This window comes from Paenibacillus sediminis, assembly GCF_017873765.1.
Lineage (GTDB): Bacteria > Bacillota > Bacilli > Paenibacillales > Paenibacillaceae > Paenibacillus_AG > Paenibacillus_AG sediminis.
In genome coordinates this window covers 47,547-72,270 of record NZ_JAGGKP010000006.1, presented here as the reverse complement: position 1 = coordinate 72,270, position 24,724 = coordinate 47,547, and the positions used below count along the sequence as shown (strand labels likewise).

General features: G+C 46.9%; 20 protein-coding genes. 17 read left to right on the top strand and 3 right to left on the bottom strand.

From position 1 onward, the window contains the following. Positions 1 to 50: 50 nt before the first annotated feature. The 16 genes from J2Z20_RS12380 (at position 51) to J2Z20_RS18015 (ending at position 19,268) form a co-directional block, all read left to right on the top strand. Entirely contained in the window at positions 51 to 1,100 is a 1,050-nt protein-coding gene (locus J2Z20_RS12380) for a Leu/Phe/Val dehydrogenase (protein ID WP_209850522.1), read from the top strand. 76 nt (positions 1,101 to 1,176) lie between these two features. Then, the gene (locus J2Z20_RS12375; RefSeq protein WP_209850519.1) at positions 1,177 to 2,082 is read left to right on the top strand and encodes a LysR family transcriptional regulator; all 906 of its coding nucleotides are present in this window, start codon (positions 1,177 to 1,179) and stop codon (positions 2,080 to 2,082) included. 329 nt (positions 2,083 to 2,411) lie between these two features. Continuing rightward, positions 2,412 to 3,836, top strand: a complete 1,425-nt coding sequence (gene lpdA / locus J2Z20_RS12370) for a dihydrolipoyl dehydrogenase (RefSeq protein ID WP_209850516.1) — start codon at positions 2,412 to 2,414, stop codon at positions 3,834 to 3,836. A 28-nt stretch (positions 3,837 to 3,864) separates the two neighbouring features. Continuing rightward, entirely contained in the window at positions 3,865 to 4,866 is a 1,002-nt protein-coding gene (locus J2Z20_RS12365) for a thiamine pyrophosphate-dependent dehydrogenase E1 component subunit alpha (protein WP_209850513.1), read from the top strand. A 12-nt stretch (positions 4,867 to 4,878) separates the two neighbouring features. Then, positions 4,879 to 5,865, top strand: a complete 987-nt coding sequence (locus J2Z20_RS12360; RefSeq protein WP_209850511.1) for an alpha-ketoacid dehydrogenase subunit beta — start codon at positions 4,879 to 4,881, stop codon at positions 5,863 to 5,865. Between the two features lie 36 nt (positions 5,866 to 5,901). Further along, a complete protein-coding gene (locus J2Z20_RS12355) occupies positions 5,902 to 7,197 on the top strand; it encodes a dihydrolipoamide acetyltransferase family protein (protein ID WP_209850509.1) in 1,296 nt (431 codons plus the stop codon). A 28-nt stretch (positions 7,198 to 7,225) separates the two neighbouring features. Continuing rightward, positions 7,226 to 8,407 carry an acetyl-CoA C-acetyltransferase gene (locus tag J2Z20_RS12350; protein WP_209850508.1) on the top strand — a complete coding sequence of 394 codons (1,182 nt, stop codon included), beginning with the start codon at positions 7,226 to 7,228 and terminating at the stop codon, positions 8,405 to 8,407. Positions 8,408 to 8,457: 50 nt separating this feature from the next. After that, the gene (locus J2Z20_RS12345) at positions 8,458 to 9,309 is read left to right on the top strand and encodes a 3-hydroxybutyryl-CoA dehydrogenase (RefSeq protein WP_209850506.1); all 852 of its coding nucleotides are present in this window, start codon (positions 8,458 to 8,460) and stop codon (positions 9,307 to 9,309) included. 27 nt (positions 9,310 to 9,336) lie between these two features. Further along, complete coding sequence (locus J2Z20_RS12340) at positions 9,337 to 10,473, top strand: acyl-CoA dehydrogenase (protein ID WP_280921763.1); 1,137 nt, start codon at positions 9,337 to 9,339, stop codon at positions 10,471 to 10,473. A 28-nt stretch (positions 10,474 to 10,501) separates the two neighbouring features. Continuing rightward, positions 10,502 to 13,786 carry a fused isobutyryl-CoA mutase/GTPase IcmF gene (gene icmF / locus J2Z20_RS12335; protein ID WP_209850502.1) on the top strand — a complete coding sequence of 1,095 codons (3,285 nt, stop codon included), beginning with the start codon at positions 10,502 to 10,504 and terminating at the stop codon, positions 13,784 to 13,786. A 16-nt stretch (positions 13,787 to 13,802) separates the two neighbouring features. Beyond that, positions 13,803 to 15,167, top strand: coding sequence for an acyclic terpene utilization AtuA family protein (locus J2Z20_RS12330; protein ID WP_209850500.1), 1,365 nt, complete (start codon positions 13,803 to 13,805; stop codon positions 15,165 to 15,167). A gap of 2 nt (positions 15,168 to 15,169) precedes the next feature. Then, positions 15,170 to 15,517 carry an AtuA-related protein gene (locus J2Z20_RS12325; RefSeq protein ID WP_209850497.1) on the top strand — a complete coding sequence of 116 codons (348 nt, stop codon included), beginning with the start codon at positions 15,170 to 15,172 and terminating at the stop codon, positions 15,515 to 15,517. Between the two features lie 20 nt (positions 15,518 to 15,537). Beyond that, positions 15,538 to 16,677: an acyl-CoA dehydrogenase gene (locus tag J2Z20_RS12320; RefSeq protein WP_209850495.1), complete on the top strand. Its 1,140-nt coding sequence runs from the start codon at positions 15,538 to 15,540 to the stop codon at positions 16,675 to 16,677. Between the two features lie 23 nt (positions 16,678 to 16,700). Beyond that, positions 16,701 to 17,483 carry an enoyl-CoA hydratase gene (locus J2Z20_RS12315; RefSeq protein WP_209850492.1) on the top strand — a complete coding sequence of 261 codons (783 nt, stop codon included), beginning with the start codon at positions 16,701 to 16,703 and terminating at the stop codon, positions 17,481 to 17,483. Positions 17,484 to 17,489: 6 nt separating this feature from the next. Continuing rightward, on the top strand, positions 17,490 to 19,037 hold the full coding sequence (locus J2Z20_RS12310) for an acyl-CoA carboxylase subunit beta (RefSeq protein WP_209850489.1): 1,548 nt from the start codon (positions 17,490 to 17,492) through the stop codon (positions 19,035 to 19,037). Positions 19,038 to 19,136: 99 nt separating this feature from the next. Then, positions 19,137 to 19,268 carry a hypothetical protein gene (locus J2Z20_RS18015; protein ID WP_415640025.1) on the top strand — a complete coding sequence of 44 codons (132 nt, stop codon included), beginning with the start codon at positions 19,137 to 19,139 and terminating at the stop codon, positions 19,266 to 19,268. Between the two features lie 22 nt (positions 19,269 to 19,290). Here J2Z20_RS18015 and J2Z20_RS12305 read toward each other — a convergent pair whose 3' ends face one another. After that, positions 19,291 to 20,778 carry a phospholipase D-like domain-containing protein gene (locus J2Z20_RS12305; protein ID WP_209850486.1) on the bottom strand — a complete coding sequence of 496 codons (1,488 nt, stop codon included), beginning with the start codon at positions 20,776 to 20,778 and terminating at the stop codon, positions 19,291 to 19,293. Between the two features lie 190 nt (positions 20,779 to 20,968). Beyond that, positions 20,969 to 22,264 carry a branched-chain amino acid transport system II carrier protein gene (gene brnQ, locus J2Z20_RS12300; protein WP_209850483.1) on the bottom strand — a complete coding sequence of 432 codons (1,296 nt, stop codon included), beginning with the start codon at positions 22,262 to 22,264 and terminating at the stop codon, positions 20,969 to 20,971. 186 nt (positions 22,265 to 22,450) lie between these two features. On the opposite strand from brnQ, the gene J2Z20_RS12295 reads away from it, so the two are divergent. Continuing rightward, positions 22,451 to 22,927: a hypothetical protein gene (locus tag J2Z20_RS12295; protein ID WP_209850479.1), complete on the top strand. Its 477-nt coding sequence runs from the start codon at positions 22,451 to 22,453 to the stop codon at positions 22,925 to 22,927. Positions 22,928 to 22,973: 46 nt separating this feature from the next. Here J2Z20_RS12295 and J2Z20_RS12290 read toward each other — a convergent pair whose 3' ends face one another. Continuing rightward, positions 22,974 to 24,584: a S53 family peptidase gene (locus J2Z20_RS12290; protein WP_209850476.1), complete on the bottom strand. Its 1,611-nt coding sequence runs from the start codon at positions 24,582 to 24,584 to the stop codon at positions 22,974 to 22,976. Positions 24,585 to 24,724: the final 140 nt, after the last annotated feature.

Genomic DNA, 24,724 nt, shown 5'->3' with positions numbered 1-24,724 from the left:
CTGATAGTGGATGTTTTTGAAATCGCTTACAAATAACTGGAGGAATCGAAATGGAACTCTTCAAAACGATGATGCAAGATGATTATGAACAGCTTGTATTCTGCCAGGATAAACAGATGGGACTGAAGGCGATTATTGCGATACATGATACGACACTTGGACCTGCGCTCGGCGGACTTCGAATGTGGAATTATGGGTCCGAGGACGCTGCAATCGAAGACGCTATGCGGCTTGCTAAAGGGATGACCTACAAGCATGCTGTATCGTCGCTTAACTTCGGCGGAGGCAAGAGCGTCATCATCGGTGATCCGAGAAAAGATAAAAATCAAGGCATGCTTCGCGCATTTGGACGATATGTAGAGTCGCTACAAGGACGTTATATTACGGCCGAGGATGTTGGCACAACCGTTGAGGATATGGATATTATTTATCAAGAAACGAAGTACGTAACGGGTAAATCTGGCAAAGGATCTTCTGGGAACCCTTCTCCTGCAACGGCTTTTGGTGTCTACCATGGGATGAAGGCAGCGTCCAAAGAAGCTTTTGGAACGGATTCTCTGACAGGCAGAACAATAGCAGTCCAAGGTGTGGGGAATGTTGCCTTTCATCTGTGTAAATATCTTCATGAAGAAGGTGCGCACTTGGTTGTGACCGACATTAATCAGGAAGCTGTTCGGAGAGCCGTAGAACAATATGGTGCTATAGCGGTTGACCCGAAAGATATTTATGACGTTCAGTGCGATATATACGCTCCTTGTGCAATGGGCGCCACAATCAATGACGATACAATCGGCCGACTCAAAGCAAAAGTAATCGCCGGTTCAGCAAACAATCAGTTGAAGGAACCGCGGCACGGTGAACAGATTCACCAGATGGGCATCGTGTATGCGCCCGATTACGTCATTAATGCTGGAGGCGTCATTAATATTGCTGAGGAATGGAACGGATATGACCGTGAGCGGGCATATCGTAAAGTGAAGGAAATTTACAACACTGTTTCCCAAGTCTTTGATATTTCACGCCGCGAAGGAATACCTGCTTATTTAGCAGCAGATCACCTTGCAGAGGAACGCATCCGTTCAAGACGAATGAACGCATAACAGGAAATTATTCAGACGTACGGTTGCTCCACTGATATACCACTCCTTCTAAATGCCTTTGAAAGGGGGATTTATGATGGACATCAGGCAGCTGAGCTATTTTCTGGTCATTGCCAAAGAAGAACAAATTACTCGTGCTGCCAAAGTGCTGCATATGGAACAGCCGCCTTTAAGCAGACAACTTAAACTGCTTGAACAAGAGCTAGGCGTAACTTTATTCGATCGTCAAGGGAAGCAAATGAAGCTGACTCCAGCAGGAGAAAGCTTGAAGAGAAGAGCGGAGAGCTTGCTGGACTATTTTAACGAAACGATCAAAGAAGTAAAAGATATTGAGAATGGGCTGCAGGGAACGTTATCTGTCGGCTCGGTGTTTTCTAGCATTTCACTGCTTCCGCCGAAAATTAGTCATTTTCACGAAAGACACCCGCGAGTCATTTTTAAAATTTTGGAGGGCGACCACTTTACACTCGGCGAATATTTGGAGAATCGGAATATTGAACTGGTCGTGACGAGACTTCCTTTTGAGTCGAATTATGATTCGTCTAGATATTCGATTTTACGGCTGCCCTCCGACCCCTTTGTTGCAGTTATTCCAAGGACGTGGGATTTTTTAACGTCGCAGCAATCCATTCCGATGAAAGGGTTAGCTGATCTGCCGCTTTTAGCATTAAAGAGTGACAAGACGATAAGGCTTCATGAAAAAATCGTAGATGAGTGCAGACGCTTCGGCTTTGAACCGAATATCATTTGCGAATGTTCAAGTGTAGCGATTATTATTGCCCTCGTGGTCACCGGTATTGGAGCCACAATCTTGCCTAAGTCTGTCATGTCTTCATTTCCGATATCGGAGATTAAAATGCTGGATATACCGGATACCTCATTTCAATCCGAGGTTGGTATCGTCTGGCTGAAGAACCGATATCTTTCCAAGAGCGCGCAAGCTTTTATTGACACATTCCAGCATGAAATAGAGCAACGTTGAGTCACTATTCCTCATACAACCTTTCTTCATACAAACATCCTAAAACAAGCTGCCGCGTGGCAGCTTGTTTGTTTCGGTTTTCACCGCTTTTTCATCTCAAAAAATTCACATAAATCTCGCTTCCATTGTAACAAAAGTGACTTGATTTAGCGGTCTTTTTATTTTGGTGCATACCTAAAAGATATGAGACGCATACGAAATGGGTATTTCAAATCATTTTTTTTGAGTGATACGATAAAAATGTATTTATTTGGAAATTAAAAGATTGATTTTTGGTTACGCTTACAAAGTGGATTAGGGCTGAAATAGAACGAGAGGAGCTTAAGGAAATGGCATCAGATGAGTTCGATTTAGTCGTGTTAGGCGGGGGAACCGGCGGTTATGTAGCCGCAATTCGCGCCAGCCAATTAGGGATGAAGGTAGCTGTTGTAGAGCGGGATAAGCTTGGCGGTACTTGCCTTCACCGAGGATGTATTCCGAGCAAAGCCCTTCTTCGTTCGGCTGAGGTGTATCATACCGTATCCCGCAGCTCTGATTTCGGAGTTGAAGTGAACGATCTATCCATTAATTTTTTGAAAATGCAGGAACGCAAACAAGGCATCGTGGATCAACTGTATATAGGCATTCAATATTTGATGAAAAAAGGGAATATTGAGGTTTTTCAAGGGGAAGGTCGGATCATGGCTCCATCTATCTTTTCCCCGCTGGCAGGAGCGGTGGCAGTTACCCGCAGCAATGGAGAATCGGAGATTATCGTTCCTAAGCACTTGCTCATTGCTACGGGTTCCAGACCGCGTATGCTTCCCGGACTTGAAGTGGATGGAGAGTATGTTATAACCAGTGACGAAGCTTTAAGGCTGGAATCGTTACCTCAATCGGTTCTGATTGTTGGAGGCGGGGTGATTGGCATTGAGTGGGCTTCTTTATTGAACGACTTAGGAGCCCAGGTGCAAATCGCTGAGTTTGCGGATCGCATTCTTCCGCTGGAAGACGCTCAGGTTAGCAGCGAAATGACGCGATTGCTTCAAAAAAGAGGCATCAAAATCTATACCCATACGAAAGTATTGCCGGACACGCTTGTGAAGGAAGGAGGTACAGTAACGATTGAGGCCGAGAAGGACGGAGAACGGACTATCTTTCATGCAGAGAAAATGCTAGTATCCACCGGTCGTACGGCGAATGTCGAGAACATTGGACTCGAGAATACAGAAGTGAAAGTGGAGCGCGGCGTAATTCAGGTGAATGAACATTTTCAAACGGCTGAAAGTCATATTTATGCGATTGGCGATGTGATTGGCAGGCTGCAATTGGCCCATGTCGCTTCTCATGAAGGAATAACGGCTGTTGAACATATGTCAGGTCTGAATCCTCTTCCGATCGACTACAGCAAGGTACCTAAAGTAACGTATAGCCGCCCTGAGATTGCAAGTATAGGCTTGACCGAAGCTGAAGCGAGGCATGAAGGGTTCGGAGTTAATACAGGGGTGTTCCCCTTCAAGGCCATAGGCAAGGCACTTATTTATGGTGAGCACGATGGATTTGTGAAGTTAGTGGTCGATGAGAAATCGAATGATGTACTGGGTGTTCATATGATCGGTCCGCATGTGTCTGATTTAATCGGAGAAGGAGCGCTGGCTAAATATTTGAACGCATCTCCATGGGAAGTCGCTCAGACGATTCATCCTCATCCTTCTCTAGCGGAAATTATGGGCGAAGCTGCAAGAGCTGTGGTCGGGGGCGCCATTCATTTATAAATGCAAGAAGAAATAGGAGGTTAATGCGATGGGGAAATCAACAGTTAACAAGCACGAGACTTTAGGTTTATCGGAGCGGCAGGTGCTTGGCATGTATCGCGATATGTTGCTGGCAAGGAAAATCGACGAACGGATGTGGCTCCTGAATCGTGCGGGTAAAATTCCTTTTGTTATCTCTTGCCAAGGACATGAAGCGGCTCAAGTAGGGGCTGCGTATGCTTTGGATAAAAATAAAGATTTTCTGTGTCCTTATTACCGAGACATGGGGGTTGTCATTCCGTTCGGGATGTCAGCTCGGGATTTGATGATGAATGCATTTGCGAGAGCAGAAGATCCGAACAGCGGCGGGCGGCAGATGCCGGGGCATTTTGGAAGTAAGAAATATCGGATTCTAACGGGATCAAGTCCAGTAACGACCCAAGTCCCCCATGCTGTTGGGATAGCTCTTGCGGGAAGAATGGAAGGAAAGGATCTTGTCGTGTTCACCTCATTTGGTGAAGGATCGAGTAACCAAGGCGATTTTCATGAAGCGGCTAATTTTGCAAGCGTATACAAGCTGCCCGTGATCTTCTTCTGCGAGAATAATAAATATGCCATTTCAGTACCGTATTCCAAGCAGGTGGCTGTTAAAAGCGTTGCAGATCGGGCGGCCGCATACGGGATTCCTGGAATTAGTGTCGACGGCGGTGATCCGCTGGAAGTATATAAGGCCATGAGAGAAGCGGTAGAAAGAGCGAGAAGAGGGGAAGGACCGACATTAATTGAAGCCCGTTGTTTCCGGTTTACTCCGCATTCCTCAGATGATGATGATCGGCTTTATCGTCCGAAGGGCGAAGTAGAGGAAGACAAGAAGAAAGATCCTATTCTTCTCTTTGGCCATTATTTGAAGGAAGCCGGAGTTCTGGATGAATTGGCGGATAAGGAGATTCGTGACTGGATCGCCAAGGAAGTGGATGAGGCGATGGTCTATGCGGAGAACGCTCCGTCTGCAGCGCCGGAAGATCTGCTAAAGCACGTGTATGCGGAATAAGGAGGAAATATAATGGCGGTTATTTCATATATTGATGCGGTGAATTCAGCTCTCCGTGAGGAAATGTCACGGGATTCTAAAGTATTTGTACTCGGAGAAGATGTAGGCTTCAAAGGCGGGGTATTTAAGGCGACGCAAGGGCTTTATGAACAGTTTGGGGAAGCGCGCGTGCTCGATACACCGCTTGCGGAGTCGGCGATTGCGGGTGTTGCTGTAGGGGCTGCGGCTTATGGGTTCAGACCCGTAGCGGAGATTCAGTTTGCAGATTTTATTATGCCTGCGGTGAACCAGATTGTCAGTGAAGCCGCCAAAATGCGCTACCGCTCAAATGGAGATTGGAACTGCCCGCTCGTCATTCGTGCCCCTTATGGCGGCGGTATTCATGGCGCGCTCTATCATTCGCAAAGCGTGGAAGCGATGTTCTGCAATATTCCCGGCCTTAAAGTGGTTGCGCCTTCGACTCCGTATGACGTAAAAGGATTGTTAATTTCAGCGATTCGCGATGAAGATCCTGTTCTGTTCTTCGAACATAAGCGCTGCTACCGCTTAATTAAAGGGGAAGTGCCAGATACAGAATACGTCGTTCCGATCGGCAAAGCGGATGTCAAACGCCAAGGAAAACACATTACGGTCATCAGTTATGGACTGACCCTGCATTTTGCTCTGCAAGCAGCTGAAAAGCTTGCGCAAGAGGACGGGTACAGCGCTCATATTTTAGATTTGCGAACACTTTATCCACTTGATAAAGAGTCGATTGTGGAAGCGGCACGGAGGACTGGCAAAGTGCTCATTGTACATGAGGACAATAAAGAGGGAGGCGTTGGCGCTGAGGTGTCGGCGGTTATCGCGGAGGAATGTCTGTTCGAGCTGGATGCACCGATCAAACGCCTTTGCGGCCCTGACGTGCCTGCGATTCCCTATAACGGAATCATGGAAAAGTTCTTCATGCTGAGCCCAGACAAAGTGTATGAGGCGATGAAGGAATTAGCCGAATATTAATTAACCCAATATTAATTAGTCTGTAAGGAGGTACACATGGCTGAACAAATGGTCATGCCCCAGCTTGGGGAAAGCGTAACGGAAGGGACTCTCTCCAAGTGGCTGGTTAAGGCGGGGGATCGAGTACAAAAGTACGACCCCATCTGTGAAATATCGACAGACAAAGTAGTTGCGGAAGTGCCGTCTACGCTCAGTGGAACGATAACAGAGATCATCGTTCAAGAAGGCGAAACGGTTCCTGTAGGAAGCTTGATTTGCTATATCGCGTCTGAAGGAGAGGAGCTGTCAAGCTCTGCTCAGCAGGTGGTTCAAGCAGCAGTCCCCTCAGCCTCAGATTCAGCATCAGTCCTTGACGGAGCTAAGCAGCGGTTTTCGCCTGCTGTATTAAAGCTGGCACAAGACCACAGCATTGATTTATCTATGGTGCAAGGAACGGGAGCCGGAGGGCGGATTACCCGAAGTGATATTTTGGACATCGTGGAAGGCAGACGGCAGTTTGTGACGGCGAGTGTGCAAGAAGCAGAGGCTTCGATAAGGGTATCAGAGCCTTCGGTAAGGATACCAGCGCAATCGGATGACACCGCTCCTAAACTTCCAGCAAAATCATTCAAGGCAAGTCAATTCGAGGTAAGTCAGGAAGACCAGATCATTCCAGTGTCTGCGGTTCGGAAGACCATTGCGAACCGAATGGTTCAAAGCAAACATGAAGCTCCTCATGCATGGATGATGATCCCGTGCGATGTAACGAATTTGGTGCAATATCGGAATAAGATAAAGGACGATTTTAAGAAAAGAGAAGGAATCAACCTTACTTATATGCCTTTTTTCATCAAAGCAGTTGTAGAGGCCATTAAGGAATTTCCGATGATGAACTCCCAGTGGGCAGGCGATCACATCATCGTGAAGAAGGCGATACACATCTCGATCGCTGTAGCGACAGATGATGCGCTCTTCGTTCCAGTCATTAAAGACGCTGACCAGAAGAACATCCTAGGACTGGCGAAGACAGTGGATTATTTAGCGAAGAAGAGCAGGGAAGGCAAGCTGACGATGGATGATATGACGGGAGGAACCTTCACGGTCAATAACACCGGCTCTTTCGGTTCTGTTCTCTCCGCGCCGATTATTAATCAGCCGCAGGCAGCCATTCTAAGCGTTGAAGCGATTCAGAAGCAGCCTGTTGTCATCCATAACATGATTGCGATTCGGGATATGATGAATATTTGCCTTTCTTTAGACCATCGGATTCTGGACGGCCTTGTGTGCGGTCGGTTCCTGCAGAGCGTTAAACAAAAGATCGAGAGCTATGGCGCAGATACTAGGATCTATTAAAATGCTTCGTTATTAGGAGGTTGAAATGATGACTCATACCATAATTGTCAGCGCGGCAAGAACTCCTTTTGGCAAATTCGGAGGGGCCTTAAAGGAATTGCAGGCAGCCGAGCTAGGAGGGATTGCCATTCGTGAGGCGGTTGCCCGTGCGGGAGTTGATTCATCCCAAATAGACGAAGTCATCATGGGAATGGTCGTGCAAGCGGGTGCCGGACAGATTCCGTCTCGCCAAGCTGCACGCCTCGCAGGTCTGCCGTGGGAGGTCACAACAGAGACGATTAATAAAGTATGCGCTTCAGGACTCAGGGCTGTTACATTGGCTGACCAAATTATCCGAGCAGGAGACGCTGAAATGATCGTAGCAGGCGGCATGGAAAGTATGAGCAATGCCCCTTACGCTATGCCCTCGGCTAGATGGGGTAATCGAATGGGCGATGCCGTCATGAAGGACCTCATGGTGCACGACGGTCTGACTTGTGCCTTCGAGAATGTTCATATGGCGGTTCATGGCAGCACCATTGCGGCCGAATATGAAATCTCCCGTGCCGATCAGGATACGTGGGCTTTGCGAAGTCATGAGAGAGCAATTCGAGCGACAGAGGAAGGTAAATTTAAGGAAGAAATCGTACCCGTCATGATCCCGCAGCGTAAAGGGGACCCCGTTGTTGTGGAGACTGACGAAGCCCCAAGGAAGGATTCGAGCTTAGCAGCTCTTGCTAAATTGCCTCCTGTTTTCACTCAGAATGGGACCGTTACAGCAGGGAATGCACCCGGTGTAAATGATGGGTCAGGCGCACTCTTGCTCATGTCTGACAATAAGGCACGTGAACTCGGGAAAGAACCGCTGGCTGCCGTTATCGGACATTGCTCAGTCGGAATGGAAGCTCCTTATCTTGCCGTCACTCCAGGCCTAGCGATCCAAAAGCTACTCAAGAAAACGGGCTATTCTATAAAGGATATTGATTTATTCGAAATCAACGAAGCATTTGCAGCGGTCACGCTGACGAGCGGCAAAATCATTGGCTGGAATCCCGAAAAGGTCAATGTCAACGGCGGGGCTATTGCTCTCGGTCACCCGATCGGAGCGAGCGGCGCTCGTATATTGATGACCCTTATTTACGAACTTCGCCGCCGCGGCGGTGGACTCGGAATTGCTGCAATATGCAGCGGGGCTGCGCAAGGGGATGCCATTTTAGTTAAAGTAAACTAACAAATTCATATGAACCATAGACGAGTATTGTCAAAAAGGGAGGGGAAATCGTGACTATTGAAAGGGTAATCGTTGTCGGAGCAGGACAAATGGGGAGCGGAATAGCTCAGGTAGCGGCAGGAGCCGGATTGCACGTTATTCTAAATGACATTAAACCTGAATTTGTAGAAAAAGGGTTCACAGCCATCAAGAAAAATCTGTCTCGCGACGTGGAAAAGGGCCGCAAAAGTAAAGAGCAAATGGATGAGATCATCAGCCGGATTACTTTGTCTACTGATTTGACGAATGCCAGAGATGTCGATTTTGCCTTGGAGGCAGTCATCGAAAATATCGAAATGAAATCGGATGTGTTTAGGAAATTAGATGAGATCACTCCTCCTCATGCGATCTTGGCGAGCAACACTTCCTCTTTGCCAATTACAGAGATCGCCGCTGTCACGAAGCGACCTGACAAAGTGATTGGCATGCATTTTATGAATCCCGTGCCAGTGATGCAGTTGATCGAGGTCATCAGGGGATTGGCTACTACTGCTGAGACATATAAGGCGGTGGAAGACCTGTCGAAACGAATGGGCAAGACGCCGGTAGAGGTCAATGACTTTCCAGGCTTCGTATCGAATCGCGTCTTGATGCCGATGATCAATGAGGCCATTTATTGCATTTATGAAGGAGTCGCGGCTCCGGAAGCGGTGGATGAAGTGATGAAGCTCGGGATGAATCACCCGATGGGGCCTTTAACGCTGGCGGATTTTATTGGTCTCGACACATGCCTTTACATTATGGAAGTGCTCCATGACGGACTCGGTGATTCCAAGTACCGCCCTTGCCCTTTGCTTCGCAAATATGTCAAAGCAGGCTGGCTCGGACGAAAATCCGGACGCGGCTTCTACATCTATGAATAAAGGCTGAGAGGAGGAACCGCGGTGAGTCTGCACTTCACAGAGGAACAACAAATGATTCGCAGAATGGTACGTGACTTTGCTGAGCGGGAGATTGCGCCTTTTATTGAAAAGATGGAGGAGAATGACGAATACCCTGTTGATATCATCCGGAAAATGGGTGCGAATGGGCTCATGGGTATTCCAATTGCAGAGGAATGGGGAGGGGCAGGCAGCGATTTTATATCTTATATCATCGCGATTCATGAAATTTCTAAAGTAAGTGCTGCTGTTGGCGTGATTTTGTCAGTGCATACCTCGCTCGGAACGAACCCAATCCTTTATTTCGGCAGCGATGAGCAGAAGAAAAAGTATATCCCCAAGCTAACTTCTGGCGAGTACATTGGCGCGTTTGCGCTTACTGAACCTAACTCCGGCTCGGATTCAGGCAGTATTAGTACATCTGCCGTGAGACGAGGAGATCACTACATTCTGAACGGCTCGAAAATGTTTATCACGAGCGGAGAATACGCAGATGTGTTTATTACGTTCGCTGTAACGGACATAGCCCAAGGAAGAAGAGGGATCTCCGCTTTTATTGTAGATAAGGACACCCCTGGATTTACTATAGGTAAAAAGGAAAAGAAGATGGGGCTCCATGGCTCTGGCACAACGCAGTTAATCTTCGAAAATGCTGAAGTGCCCGCATACAATTTACTTGGTGCTGAAGGAGAAGGGTTCAAGATTGCTCTTGGCAACCTTGACGTAGGGCGTATCGGAATTGCTGCCCAGGCGCTGGGCATTTCTGAAGCGGCACTAGAGCATTCCATTCAATATGCGAAGGTTCGTCAGCAATTCGGTAGACCCATTTCGGCGAATCAGGCGATCGCATTCAAATTGGCCGATATGGCCACACAAGTGGAAGCGGCAAGGCTTCTTGTCTATCAAGCTGCTGATTTGCGAATGAGAGGAATCAAATGCACGAAAGAAGCTTCTATAGCTAAACTTTATAGTACCGATACGGCCATGCATGCAGCCACTGAGGCAGTTCAGATCCATGGCGGCTACGGCTACTCAAGAGAATATCCAGTAGAGAGGCTGTTTCGTGATGCGAAAGCGACGCAAATCTATGAAGGAACAAATGAAATTCAAAGATTAGTGATCTCGAACCATTTGCTAAAGGATTAGTATTCGATTGTAAAAGGCGGGATGAATGTTGGAGACGAAAAGTTATCGTCCAGTTTGTAAAGTACGTTTTGTTACGGCGGCCGCTCTGTTCGATGGTCATGATGTATCGATCAATATGATGAGGCGCATGCTTCAGGCATCTGGCGTAGAAGTTATACATCTTGGACATAACAGGTCTGTCGATGAGATTGTAAATGCGGCTATTCAAGAGGATGTGCAGGGAATCGCCATTAGCACATATCAAGGCGGCCATGTCGAGTATTTAAAGTACATGTATGATTTGCTTCAGCAACAGGGAGCGGTTCACATTAAGATCTTCGCCGGCGGCGGAGGCGTCATTATTCCCTCTGAAATTAAGGAATTACATGAATACGGTATTGCCAAGATCTTCTCACCAGATGATGGACGCGAGCTGGGACTTCAAGGGATGATCAACCATATGATTCGGGAATCGGATTTCGAGACGCCAAAGCAGCGGATGGAAGATGCATTGGCAGTCATTCAGAGCAAAAATTGGGGTGTTATTTCGCAGCTGATTACCCTTGTGGAAGAAAGTGTGGTTGAGGCTGGCTCGGGTGACCCTATTTCAGCTCTATTGAAGCAGCTGCAAGCAGAAGCGGGAGCGGCAGTAATCCCTGTCATAGGGATCACAGGAACGGGCGGATCGGGTAAAAGCTCATTAACTGACGAATTAGTTCGGCGTTATCTCAATCAATTTCCAGACCGCTTCATTGCTATTATTTCTATCGATCCTTCTAAGATGAAGACAGGAGGAGCTTTGCTAGGAGACCGCATCCGAATGAATGCGATTCACAATCCTCGTGTCTATATGCGCAGCTTAGCCACGCGGGGATCGAAGACGGAGCTGAGCTATGCCACGAAGGATGCTGTCGATATCGTTAAAGCGGCCGGTTATGACTTGGCCATTATCGAAACGAGCGGCATCGGTCAGGGTGATTCTAAAATTGTTGAGCTGTGCGATATCGCGATGTACGTGATGACCAGTGAATTTGGCGCAGCGACGCAGCTCGAGAAAATCGATATGATCGATTTCGCGGACGTCATCGTAATCAATAAATTCGACCGCCGTGGATCTGAAGATGCGCTGCGCGATGTACGCAAGCAATTTAGACGCAGCCGTCAGTTGTTCGATGTTCCAGATGAGGAATTGCCGGTATTCGGGACGATCGCCAGTCAGTTTAATGATCCGGGAACGAATGTATTGTTCGCCAATTTGATGAAGATGGTGGAGCAGAAAACAGGGGGCAGCTGGCCGACTTCTTATGATGGGGCCATACAGAATGTGACGAAGAAAGACCTGATCATCCCGCCGAGCAGAACTGGATATTTGGGAGAAATCGTACAGACTGTTCGCGAGTACAAGAAGTTTACCTTAGAACAAGCGGCGATTGCTCGCACGCTATCGCAATTAAGTGGAACCAAGCAGCTTATTTTATCGGATGATGGAACAATCATGTCTAAGGAGGAGGCTGACCATTTTACTGCTAAGCTAGACGAAATGTCCGCCTGCTATGAAGCCAAGCTGCATCCTGACTGCCGCAAAATGCTGGAAGCATGGCCAAAGCTCCGCGAAGCATATAAACAGGATCAGCTCATTACGAAAGTTCGTGATAAGGAAATGATTACTGAACTGTATACGGAGTCGCTCTCTGGCAATAAAATTCCGCGTGTCAGCGTGCCGGCATTTGAGGATGATGGGGAAATTTTACGCTGGCTGCTGAAAGAGAATTTACCAGGTACCTTCCCATATACGGCGGGTGTGTTCCCGTTCAAGCGGACGAATGAAGAGCCGAGACGTCAATTTGCCGGAGAGGGCACGCCAGATCGAACGAATCGAAGGTTCCATTACTTGTCCCAAAATGATGATGCTAAGCGACTGTCTACTGCCTTTGACAGTGTCACATTATATGGTCATGACCCGGATGAGCGCCCAGACATTTATGGGAAAATCGGGAACAGCGGTGTAAGTGTGTGTTCGCTCGATGACATGAAGAAGCTGTATGCGGGCTTTGACCTGTGCCATCCATCTACCAGTGTATCGATGACCATCAATGGTCCTGCGCCGATCATGTTAGCCATGTTCATGAATACGGCTATCGATCAGCAGACCCTGAAGTTCATCGAGAAGAGCGGACGGCAGCTAGATCAGGGCGAATATGAGCAAATCAAATGCTATACGCTGCAAACGGTGCGCGGCACGGTTCAAGCCGATATTCTCAAGGAGGATCAAGGGCAGAATACGTGTATTTTCTCGACTGAATTCGCCTTGAAAATGATGGGGGATATTCAGCAGTATTTTATCGATCACAAGGTTCGCAACTATTATTCTGTCAGCATCAGCGGCTATCATATCGCCGAAGCGGGAGCTAATCCCATCTCCCAATTAGCCTTTACCTTAGCGAATGGATTTACGTTCGTTGAATACTATTTAAGCCGCGGGATGCATATTGATGATTTTGCACCCAATCTTTCCTTTTTCTTCAGTAACGGTCTAGATCCTGAATATACCGTCATGGGCCGAGTGGCACGTCGCATTTGGTCTACCGTCATCAAGAACAAGTACGGCGGAAATGAACGAAGCCAGAAGCTGAAGTACCATATCCAAACCTCGGGCCGCTCCTTGCATGCGCAGGAGATGGACTTCAACGATATCCGCACAACATTGCAGGCATTAATCGCGATTTATGACAACTGCAACTCCTTACACACGAACGCTTTTGATGAAGCGATTACGACTCCGACAGAAAATTCCGTCCGTAGAGCCATGGCTATTCAAATGATTATTAACAAGGAACTCGGCCTCGCCAAGAACGAAAATCCGCTTCAAGGCTCCTTCATGATCGATGAGCTGACCGACCTGGTTGAGGAAAGTGTATTAGCTGAATTCCAGCGCATTCACGATCGCGGGGGCGTGCTGGGAGCGATGGAGACGGGCTACCAACGCGGAAAAATTCAAGAGGAATCGCTCTACTATGAGCATAAGAAGCACTCTGGAGAATTGCCTATTATCGGGGTGAACACATTCATCAATCCGAATGCGAACGAGAATGCATACGAAATTGAGCTGGCAAGATCGACGGAGGAAGAGAAGCAGACTCAGATTACGAATGTTCAAGCATTTTGGTCGAAGCATCAGGATGAATGCGGGGCTGCCCTTGCTAGGCTGAAACAGGTTGCTTTACAGGACGGCAACATTTTCGAAGAGCTAATGGAGACCGTTAAAGTGGCTTCCCTTGGACAGATTACGACGGCTTTATACGAAGTGGGAGGACAGTACCGCCGAAATATGTAGGTCTAAGGGGGATAACATGAAAAAGATACGGATTGGAGCAGGGCAAGGATTCTATGGTGATTCCATTTTACCTGCAATCGAAACAGCGCAGAAAGGGAATATACAGTATATCTGTTTCGATTGTCTTGCTGAGCTCACGCTGGCTATTTTGCAAAAAGACCGTAAGAAAGACCCGAGTAAGGGATACACAGCAGATATTAGCGTAACGATACGGGAGCTGCTTCCTGTCATCAAAGAGAAGGGTATTAAGCTTCTGACGAATGCCGGGGGAATGAATCCACTTGGAGCTCAGCAGGAGGTACTGCGTATCGTTCGTGAACTTGGCATCGAGGGTCTTAAAGTAGCTGTAGTTACAGGTGACGATGTTCTGGATCGTTTAGAGGAATGGCGACAAGATGGGATATGGCTGGCTCATATGGAAGATGGAAGGGATATTGAATCGATTCAAGATCGGATCTTATTTGCCAATGCATATTTAGGCAGTGGTCCCATCGTGGAAGCGCTGCGCGAAGGAGCTGACATCGTGATTACAGGACGAGTCACCGATTCTGCTCTGTTCCTAGCTCCTCTTATTTATGAATTTGGCTGGGAACAGGATGAGTGGGACCGGCTCGCGCAAGGGATACTCATGGGTCATTTAATGGAGTGCTCTGGACAATCGACGGGAGGCAATTTCAGCGGAGATTGGCAGTCGATTGAAGATTTAGATCAGATCGGGTTTCCGGTAGCAGAAGTAAGTGAGGATGGGGAGTTCGTGCTGACGAAGACCGAAGGAACCGGAGGTCTTGTGTCCATCGACACGGTTAAGGAACAGCTGCTTTACGAGATTCATGATCCGTCTGCTTATATGACGCCGGACATCGTGCTCGATATGACTGAAGTTCGATTAGAGGATATTGCTCCGAATCAGGTACGTGTTACGGGTGCTCGCGGCAAGAAACCAACGAATATGCTCAAAGTCGTCATGGGATATGCGGACGGCTTCATGGGACAGGCGATTTGCGGGTATTCGTGGCCAGACGCTCTGGCGAAGGCACAGAACGCGGATCAAATCATTCGCAGGCAATTACAGCAAATGGGACTTCAGTATGAAGAAATTCAGACTGATTATATGGGATACAACTCATTGCACGGACCGCTGTCGAAATTGCCTGAGGAGGAATTAAATGAAGTGTATTTGCGTATAGCGGTAAGGACCCGTAATAGGGAAGATGCAGCTAAGCTTGGCAGGCTATTCCCCCCGCTTATGCTAAGCGGTCCTCCTTCCATGGGCGGTTTTCTAGGGATGATGAAGCCGCGCGAGCTGCTTGGGATGTGGTCATGTCTTGTTCCGCGTGACATCATTGACAGCGGTGTTCGTGTGACCGTTATGGAGGTGTAATAATGGCCAAGATACAGCTTCGTAATATTGTGCAGGCACGTTCAGGCGATAAAGGGAACACAGTGAACATCGCTTTGTTTGCTCCAAATGAGGATGTCTATGAACTGCTGATCAACGAAGTAACAACCGAGAGAGTAAAAGCGCATTTTACAGGATGGGTGAAGGGTGAGGTGACTCGTTATTTAATGCCTAACATCAAAGCGATCAATTTTGTGTGCAAGAAGGCATTAAGCGGCGGTGGGTCTGCATCGCTCAGAATGGATAATCTCGGGAAGTGCTACGCATCTAACTTGATGCGTTTAGAAATTGAAATGGGGGACGTAGTTGCCGTGAATTTCTCTAAGTCTTAATAAGAAAGGTGGCGGAGATATTGCATTTCGATTTAACAGAAGAGCAGTTGATGATTAGAAATTTGATCCATGATTTTGCAGACTCGGAAGTTGCCCCCGGGGCTTCCCAAAGAGACCGAACGGGCGATTTTCCTAAGGAAGTATTTGAGAAGCTTGCGGAACTTGGGTTAATGGGTCTTCCTTTCCCTGAACGGTATGGAGGCGGAGAAGCTGATACGATTAGCTTTGCGATTGTTGTAGAGGAGTTAAGCCGAGTTTGCGCTTCGACGGGCATCACCTACTCTGCGCATATTTCGTTAGGGGGAGCACCCATTCATTTATTCGGAACGGAAGAACAAAAGGTCAAATATTTAACTCCCATTTGTAAAGGTGAATACTTAGGCGCTTTCGGACTGACTGAACCGGATGCTGGATCAGATGCGGGCGGAACCCGAACAACGGCTGTCCTAGACGGAGGTGAGTGGGTCATTACCGGCTCGAAATGTTTTATTACGAATGGCAGTTACGCTCATAATCTAACTCTGACCGCCGTAACAGATCCCTCCAATGGAACGAATGGCATAAGTGCTTTTATCGTGCCTACCGATGCGCATGGTTTTTCGGTGATCAATAACTATGAGAAAATGGGACTTCATGCTTCCAATACAACAGAGCTGGTACTCGATCAAGTGCGAATACCTAGAGAAAATCTGCTCGGAACCCAGGGCAGCGGCTACAAACAGTTTCTAGCAACGTTAGACGGAGGAAGAATCGGAATTGGCGCGATGGCTGTCGGCATCGCTCAAGGGGCGTATGAGAAATCGCTCGCGTATGCCAAGCAAAGAAAACAATTCGGGAAGAGCTTATCTTCCTTTCAGGCAATTCAGTTTAAATTGGCCGACATGGCGATGAATATTGAAATCGCCCGCAACATGGTATATAAGGCGGCATGGCTCAAAGACCAAGGCGGAAAATTCAAGAAGGAAGCGGCGATGGCTAAATTGTTCGCCTCCGAAATGTGTATGAGAGTCTGTGATCAAGCTGTCCAAATTCATGGAGGATACGGCTACATACGGGAGTACGAGGTGGAGCGATTCTTCCGGGATGCCAAGCTTTTAGAAATTGGAGAAGGAACTTCAGAGGTTCAGCGGATGGTCATTGCCAGTCAAATCGGATGTTAAAGGATGTTAAGAAAGGAGCCAGCATGGATACAGCAGTTTTGGTCTCAAAGCATGGTCAGGGAATTACGATCCTTACCTTGAACCGTCCTCAAGCAGCAAATGCGTTATCCATGCAAATGCTGCGTGAGCTTCAGGCAGCAATTGAAGGCTGCAAATCCGATCCTGTCACGCGCTGTGTAATTATAGTCGGAGCGGGGGATACAGTGTTCTGTGCAGGTGCTGATTTGAAAGAACGTGCAGCTATGAATGACCTGGAAGCACGTGATGCCGTTGAGTTAATTGGTGATACGATCAATGGGCTGGAGGCACTCCCTAAACCGGTTATCGCGGCAATTAACGGTGCGGCATTCGGAGGAGGATTGGAGCTTGCGCTTGCCTGCGATATACGTATCGCCTCCGAGACCGCGAATCTGGGGCTTACCGAAACGTCCCTTGGCATTCTTCCTGGTGCAGGCGGAACGCAGCGGCTGCCAAGGCTCGTTGGTAAAGGGCGAGCGAAAGAGCTCATTTATACAGCTAGACGAATTGGAGCAGAGGAGGCGCTAAATATCGGACTCGTTGAATATGTAACACCAGCCTACGCCTTGATGGGTACAACCATAGAATTAGCGGAGAAGATTGTGCGGAACGCTCCAATTGCTATTGCACAGGCCAAGTACGCTATTGATAAGGGATTGGACGCTGATATCCATACCGGACTTGCGATTGAGAGGCAGGCGTATGAAGTGATTCTTCCGACGAAGGATCGCTTGGAAGGACTGCAAGCATTTAAAGAGAAACGCCACCCGGTATTTAAAGGGGAGTAATCGACAATGAAGTTCAACTTATTTGAACCTGAGGATGATGATTTACAGAAACGGACCGAGCAGATTAAGAAGGGCGGAGCCCCTAAGTATCATGAGAAAAATGCTGAACAGGGGAAAATGTTTGTTCGTGACCGTCTACAAAAGCTGTTTGATCCGGGTTTCGAGCTTGAGGATGCGTTGTTTGCCAACTGCATAGAGCCTGATCTGCCTGCTGATGGGGTAGTAACTGCCATAGGTAAAATACACGGGCAGACGGTATGTGTCATTGCCAATGACTCGACAGTTAAAGCTGGTTCTTGGGGATCGCGGACGGTGGAGAAGATGATTCGCATGCAGGAAACGGCGGATAAAATGCGGGTGCCGCTCCTATATTTAGTGGATTCCGCGGGTGCACGCATTACAGATCAGCTAGAGATGTACCCGGGCCGCAGAGGTGCAGGAAGAATCTTTTATAATGAGACAAAGCTGTCGGGGAAAATTCCGCAAATTTGCCTTTTATTCGGTCCGTCAGCAGCGGGTGGAGCCTACATTCCAGCTTTTTGTGATATTGTCATCATGGTAAACGGGAATGCTTCGATGTACCTCGGATCTCCGCGCATCGTCGAAATGGTTGTTGGGGAGAAGGCTACCTTGGAAGAGCTTGGAGGTGCCAGAATGCACTGTTCCATATCCGGCTGTGGTGATGTGCTTGCTCAAAGCGAAGAAGAAGCGATTAGGCTTGCCAGAGATTATCTCGCTTATTTTCCGGCCAATTATTCGGAAAGACCGCCTGTCATGGAGCCAAAGCCTCCGAAACATATGGAGGAGACACTTGAAGAGATTATCCCTGAAGATCAATATACTGCATTTGACATGTACCAATTGATTGACGGGATCGTGGATGAAGATTCTTTTTTTGAAATCAAGAGGTTGTTTGCCAAGGAACTCATTACAGGCTTAGCAAGGCTGGATGGGAAGCCAGTAGGAATCATTGCGAATCAGCCGAGGGTAAAGGGGGGGATCTTATTTCATGATTCTGCCGATAAAGCGGCCAAATTTATTTGGCTGTGTGATGCTTTCCATATTCCACTTCTGTTTCTGGTAGACGTCCCTGGGTTCATGGTTGGTACTCAAGTGGAGCAGGCGGGAATCATTCGGCATGGGGCAAAAATGATTGCGGCCGTCTCCGAAGCAACGGTTCCTAAAATCTCTATTATCGTCCGAAAAGCCTATGGAGCAGGTCTGTATGCAATGGCTGGTCCTGCGTTCGAACCAGACTGCAGTCTCGCATTGCCTTCAGCGCAGATTGCCGTCATGGGTCCTGAAGCTGCGGTAAACGCAGTATATGCGAACAAAATCGCCGAACTTCCTGAATCGCAGCGAGAAAGTTTCATTTCTGAGAAGCGGGATGAATACCGTAAAGACATAGACCTGTATCACCTTGCTTCAGAAATGGTCATCGACGGAATTATTTCTCCGGGTTCATTAAGAGACGAATTAATCAAACGATTTGAAGTATATTCGTCGAAAAACTATCATTTTTCAGAGCGCAAACATCCGGTGTATCCGGTATAGTCTAGCTCAATCGTACAGCATCTGATTTTATTAAAATCGGATGTTTTTTATTTTAACTTCATATACAATGAATAAATCAGTTAGGAAAGCGAGTTTTATATGAGAATTAATAGAGTGGAAAGGCTTGAGCGTGTTCGAATTATGAACATTTACTTAAATGGCGTAGATAAAGGGCAGTGGAGAGATCTTACAGACGAGGAACTGCAAGTACTCCTTGCCCAGTTAATTTAAAAATGCATAGAGATTCAAGGTTTTATAATAAAGGAGAAAATAGGCGTGTTGCTTGCTCGATTACACGCTGTGGATAGGAGCGCTGTTTCAATTCTTCTATAAGCAAAGGTGCGGAATCCATTAGATCGCGCTCGAATTGCTCCGTGAGTTCCCGGGCCACGTCAGCACTGTACACCATTTCAATGACCTCATAATTCAAACGAAAACTTCGCATATCGTAATTCGCTGAACCTATCCCAGCCATTTCCTCATCGATGATCATCACCTTCGCGTGAACCACTCCTTTCTCATACATATAAATATGAACCCCTGCTTCAAGCAGTTCTCCATAGTAAGTACGGCTCGCAGGCCCCACGATTTGGGGAATTACTCGGCGCGGAACTAGCAATCTTACACGTACACCGCGTGCCACGGCTGTCTTTAGGGCCATAATGATATCCGCTTCAGGCACAAAGTAAGGGGTGATTATGTCAATGGTATGAGTCGCTTGTGTCAGACAAATAAAGTAGGCCTGACGGATGACTTGAGTTGGAATTCCAGGATTACTTTCCAACGTCTGGATGTATGCATTATGCAACGCCTCTGAGCCCGGAATGGGATCAACGCCCGTAACAAACTCAGCACCCCATTCTTCCGACCATCCGGAAAGAGCTACTCTGCCTGATGGAGTGATGTGCTGTGACTTATACCTTTTATCTTGAGCGGGCTTCTGCGGTGTCTTTGTTTTCATCCTTTCCTGCGAAGCGATGTTCCAATGGGCATCGAATATTGTCCGCAAATCCCTTGCAGCTTCCCCTATTATTCGCATATGGGTATCGCGCCAAAATCCTATGTCTGGCTTTAATCCAGTATACTCATATCCAACATTGATACCACCTGTAAAAGCTTCTTTTCCGTCGATCACGACAATCTTACAATGATCGCGGTAAGTCAAAGTAGGTATCCAAGGAAAACGTAATGGAAATATCGTCCGGCACTCAATTCCGGCGTCTATCATCCGATTGATCTGATTACGTGGAAATTGTCTACTTCCCCAACCGTCTCTAACGAAACGGATATGCACACCGGATTCAGCCCGTCCGATCAGCACGTCCGTAATCCGTTTGCCAATCTGGTCATACCGATATATGTAATATTCCACATCAATGGTGCTTTGCGCGTTCTGTAAGGATTCGATGAGTTTATCATAGGTTTCAATGCCGTTCGTAAGCATCTGGACTCGGCCCATCCTAAGCCCATGAACTGTCAACTGTCTTAAAGATTGAGCGATGATCGAGGATGTACGGCTGAACGAATCCGGTAATGGATCTGACTCATTGTGCGGAGAAGTGAGTCTTTCCCGACGAATGCTCACTGGATTTTCAATCATGAGATATAATCCGAAACCGATAATTGGCAAAATAAGACCTATAGCTAGCCAATTTAAAGCTTTTGCCGGCCTGCGCACCTCGCGGATCGCTATGATTAACATAAAGATTGCATTCAATATGTAAAGCCAAAAAATCCACATTAAATAACCCCCTATCGTTATATTCAAATAGGTTGATCAAATTGTTGCGAACTTATCCACTTGGTAATATAAGTTTTACTTTCGGCTTAACTAAATGAAAAAGAGCAGGATGCCAATGCAACCTGCTCGATGAATAGGGCGGTCATTTAATGTCTCAGTAAGAAATTTATAGCAGTTTCTGTTATAAAATCTATTTTTTGCTGAATCTGCTAAGGACCATACCTACAACAATACCTACAAGAGCTGGCAGAATCCATTCTAATCCAACGGAGGATAGTGGAAGAATGTCTCTAAAGGTCTGAAGCGGTCCTAAATCCAAGCCGAACGAATTTAATCCTTCAATTAAGGCAATCACACCTGTGAATAGAAGAGCACTCGCATACACTTTTCTCGAACCGTTAAAGAAACGGTGGAAAAAGGTTAACGTGATTAAGACGATCGTTAACGGATAAGCAGTAACAAGGAATGGAACTGACACTTTAAGAATTTGGTTTAACCCTAGATTCGATAGAGTGAAACCGATCAGTGTGACGATGGTTACGACAGCTTTATAGCTTGCCTTTGGAATGAGCTTCGAGAAATATTGGCCGCAAGCTGTTGTCAATCCTACGACGGTTGTAAAGCAAGCAAGAGTAAAGATGAATCCAAGGAGCGCCTTTCCGCCTTGTCCGAGTAAAAGGGTCGAGGCAGACGTTAGGATGTCCGTACCATTTGTAAACGAGCCGTTTGCAGCCATTTTGCCGCCAATTAATCCGAGACTCACATAAATCATTGCAAGCAATACTCCGGCAATTAAGCTGGCTGTGAGCGTATATTTGGTCAATTGCTTTTTGTCATGTATGCCTCTTTGCTGGATTGCTGTAAGAATGACAATCCCAAAAGCCAATGAAGCAAGTGCATCCATCGTATTGTATCCTTCAATGAACCCTGTAGAAAAAGCTCCATGAGTATATTGTCCTATTGGGGATTGGAAGGGATCATCCAGTTTAATAAATCCGACTACACATAAGACAACCATTGAGATGAGCAGGGCAGGCGTAATCCAGCGCCCCATATATTTTTCCATTTTGGACGGGTTTAAGCTCACGATATACGCAACGGCAAAGAATAGAGCGGTGAATAAGAATAACACCCATGCCGAGGATGAACTGCCAAGGAACGGTTTAATCCCCATCTCATATGCAACATTGGCATTTCTAGGGATGGCAAGGAATGGCCCAATACATAAATAAATAATAACCATAAAGATGGTACTGAATAGCGGGTGAACACGATTCCCAATCGTCTGAATGCCGCCTTGTACAAGGGAAATCGCAAACAGTACGGCAAAAGGAAGTCCAACTCCTGTAACGATGAATCCTGACATCGCGAGCCAATATGAGGTTCCAGACTGCGCTCCTAGAAATGGCGGAAAAATCAGATTCCCTGCTCCAAAAAACATCGAAAACAGCATGAATCCAATAAATAAGGTGTCCAGTTTCCTCAAAGTAATCTCTCCTTTATTAAATTAAAAAACAATCTAGCAAAGGAGAATGAATAAGTCAATTTACAATATATTACAACAGATAGGAGAGCAGGTAGTCCTGCTTCTATGAACCTATATATTATTATGATGTTCAAAACTATAATTAATTTATATATACGTCCATTTATGCTTAAGGAGGGATTTATGATGAAAGGATCATTTTTGCTGTCTCGTCATCAAAATAACCTATTTAAACACCCGCATTTCGGACATACGATTACGGACGATTGTTACGGTCATCAGCTCCATCCGCTTTCCTTGCATGGACCGGTTATTCACGTCATAGCTGACATTATTAAAGTGCATCCAGATGCAGAAGCGAAGGGATCAATGCACCACCATTTTTTTGTGATGATCAAACAAATCATTAGCATTAAGGGAAGCGATCCTTCTATAGTTAACTTGGAGAAAGAGCATTTTGTTGCAGTTCGTTACGGGGATCATCTTGGAATTCCTAAGCCTATCCAAGGACTTGAAGCAGGACAATCGATCGAACTTCAGGGCGAATATATAGATGAAAACCATGTGTACATTACCCCGGACAATCGCGAAGGAGAGCCGTGTATCCATTTTACGCACAGACCGGTCGGTTTCGTCATATATCATGGTGAAGAGTATGAATAAAGAGGTCAGCCAGAAAGATCCGGCTGACCTCTGATTTCTTCGGCAGTTAACTGTACCGTGTAATAAGTTCCTTCATCAATTGTGTGCCATCTGGACTGCCTAGGCCAGTACAAGCATCCCAGCCTGCTTGTGATGGATAAGGTCCGGTTCCATGATCGGTGTCATTGTTGCCGATTGTGATGTCGTGAAATGCTTTTCCTTCAGGAGATAAGCTATAGAGAACAGGGTTAACAAAGCCAACCGATCGACCTAGTTTCTGATTGATGATTGCAATCAATCCTGCCCACAGGGGTGCTACCGCACTCGTTCCGCCAATAATAAATCTTCTTCCGTCAACTAATACTTCGTAACCAGTAGCAGGATCGGCATTGCCAGCCACATCAGGAACACCGCGCCCTGCTCGGCTTCCAGGGTTTGCTGAAGGAGGAACATGAGCTTTCTCTTGCCAGCTCGGCAGATCGAATACATGACTCACTCCGCCGCCAGTACCGCTGTCTATTCCTTCATTCCACACAACTTCATTTGTAATTGTATGATTGGAGCCCTCAAGGCGCGTGCCGCCGCATCCTAGAACGTAAGGACTCGAAGCCGGGAAATCAACATGAACAAGACCATCGTTTATACCATCGGACGAGCCTGTATCTCCTGAAGCGCAGCAAATCGTAATACCAAGTGCCGCCGCATCTTGGAAGGCACGATTCATAGCTTTCATCGCCTGAAGTGTCCACCTGCTCTCAGCATTACCCCAACTAATCGAGATCACAGAAGGTTTACTGACGTTATCATGGATAGCAGTCGTAATGGCGCGCAGAAATCCAGCATCTGTATTTGGAGCAAAATAAACAGCGATACGTGCTCCTGGTGCAACAGCCGCGGCTATTTCAATGTCGAGTACGACTTCGCCGTCTGGTCCATTTGGATCGCCAGTTGGTTGGTTCTTTTTGCCCCCTATAGATACGTCTGTAATGGTTGGACTGGGAATACCGAGAGAATTGAAGTACGTTTCCAAATCATCGCTGCGGTAGCCGCCGCCTAATTCAATAATGCCGATGCATTGATCATTGCAGTTTATATCAGATGGGAAGTTATAGAGCTGTGCCACTTCGGGTGGTGTGAAGGATGGTTTGGCCGCATTACTTCTTGCAAATGGTTCAGTTTCTTCAAGAATGCGAAAATGAGGAATAGCTTGCGGACGGTTGTCTAGACCTACAACGGCTTCAATGATATCAGCGAGGTCCTCGGGTATGTGGACATGGCCCTCACGTCCCCTGTAAGTAAAATCCGTGTGTTCGTAATTCGTGAGTTCAACATCAAAGGCTTTGCTAAAATCGAGTATCGATCCTGTCAGTACTATAGTTCCTGCAGCGACGTTAATCTCCTTAATCTCGAGTCCGTGTTCATGTGAGAATTGCTCTACTTTCTTCAAATCTTCAGGGTCGATGCTGTGGTCAGCAGCGAATTGTTCGCGGCTAAGAAATCGGCTTTGACTCGGCTTAATGTTGGTAATAGAGGGACGACGTACGAGTACAGTCACGGACATCTGCTCGTTTGGCTCTGCCGAACCTATTTTTCGAGCACTAGGTAAAGCGGTTCGCTCACTGCCGGGTATCCGAACGTAATTGGCATGTTCCAGGTTTGATTTGTCCAATTTGTTCATCCTCCTTAACCTAATTTCATTACAATCATAGTCTAGCAAAATTATATTGCGGCAGCATGTGAAATAAGCCTTATTGAATCTAGTCATTTAAGCGGGCAAATTCGTGGCCATTCGACAAAAAGGTGCTCGACTGTCAGAAT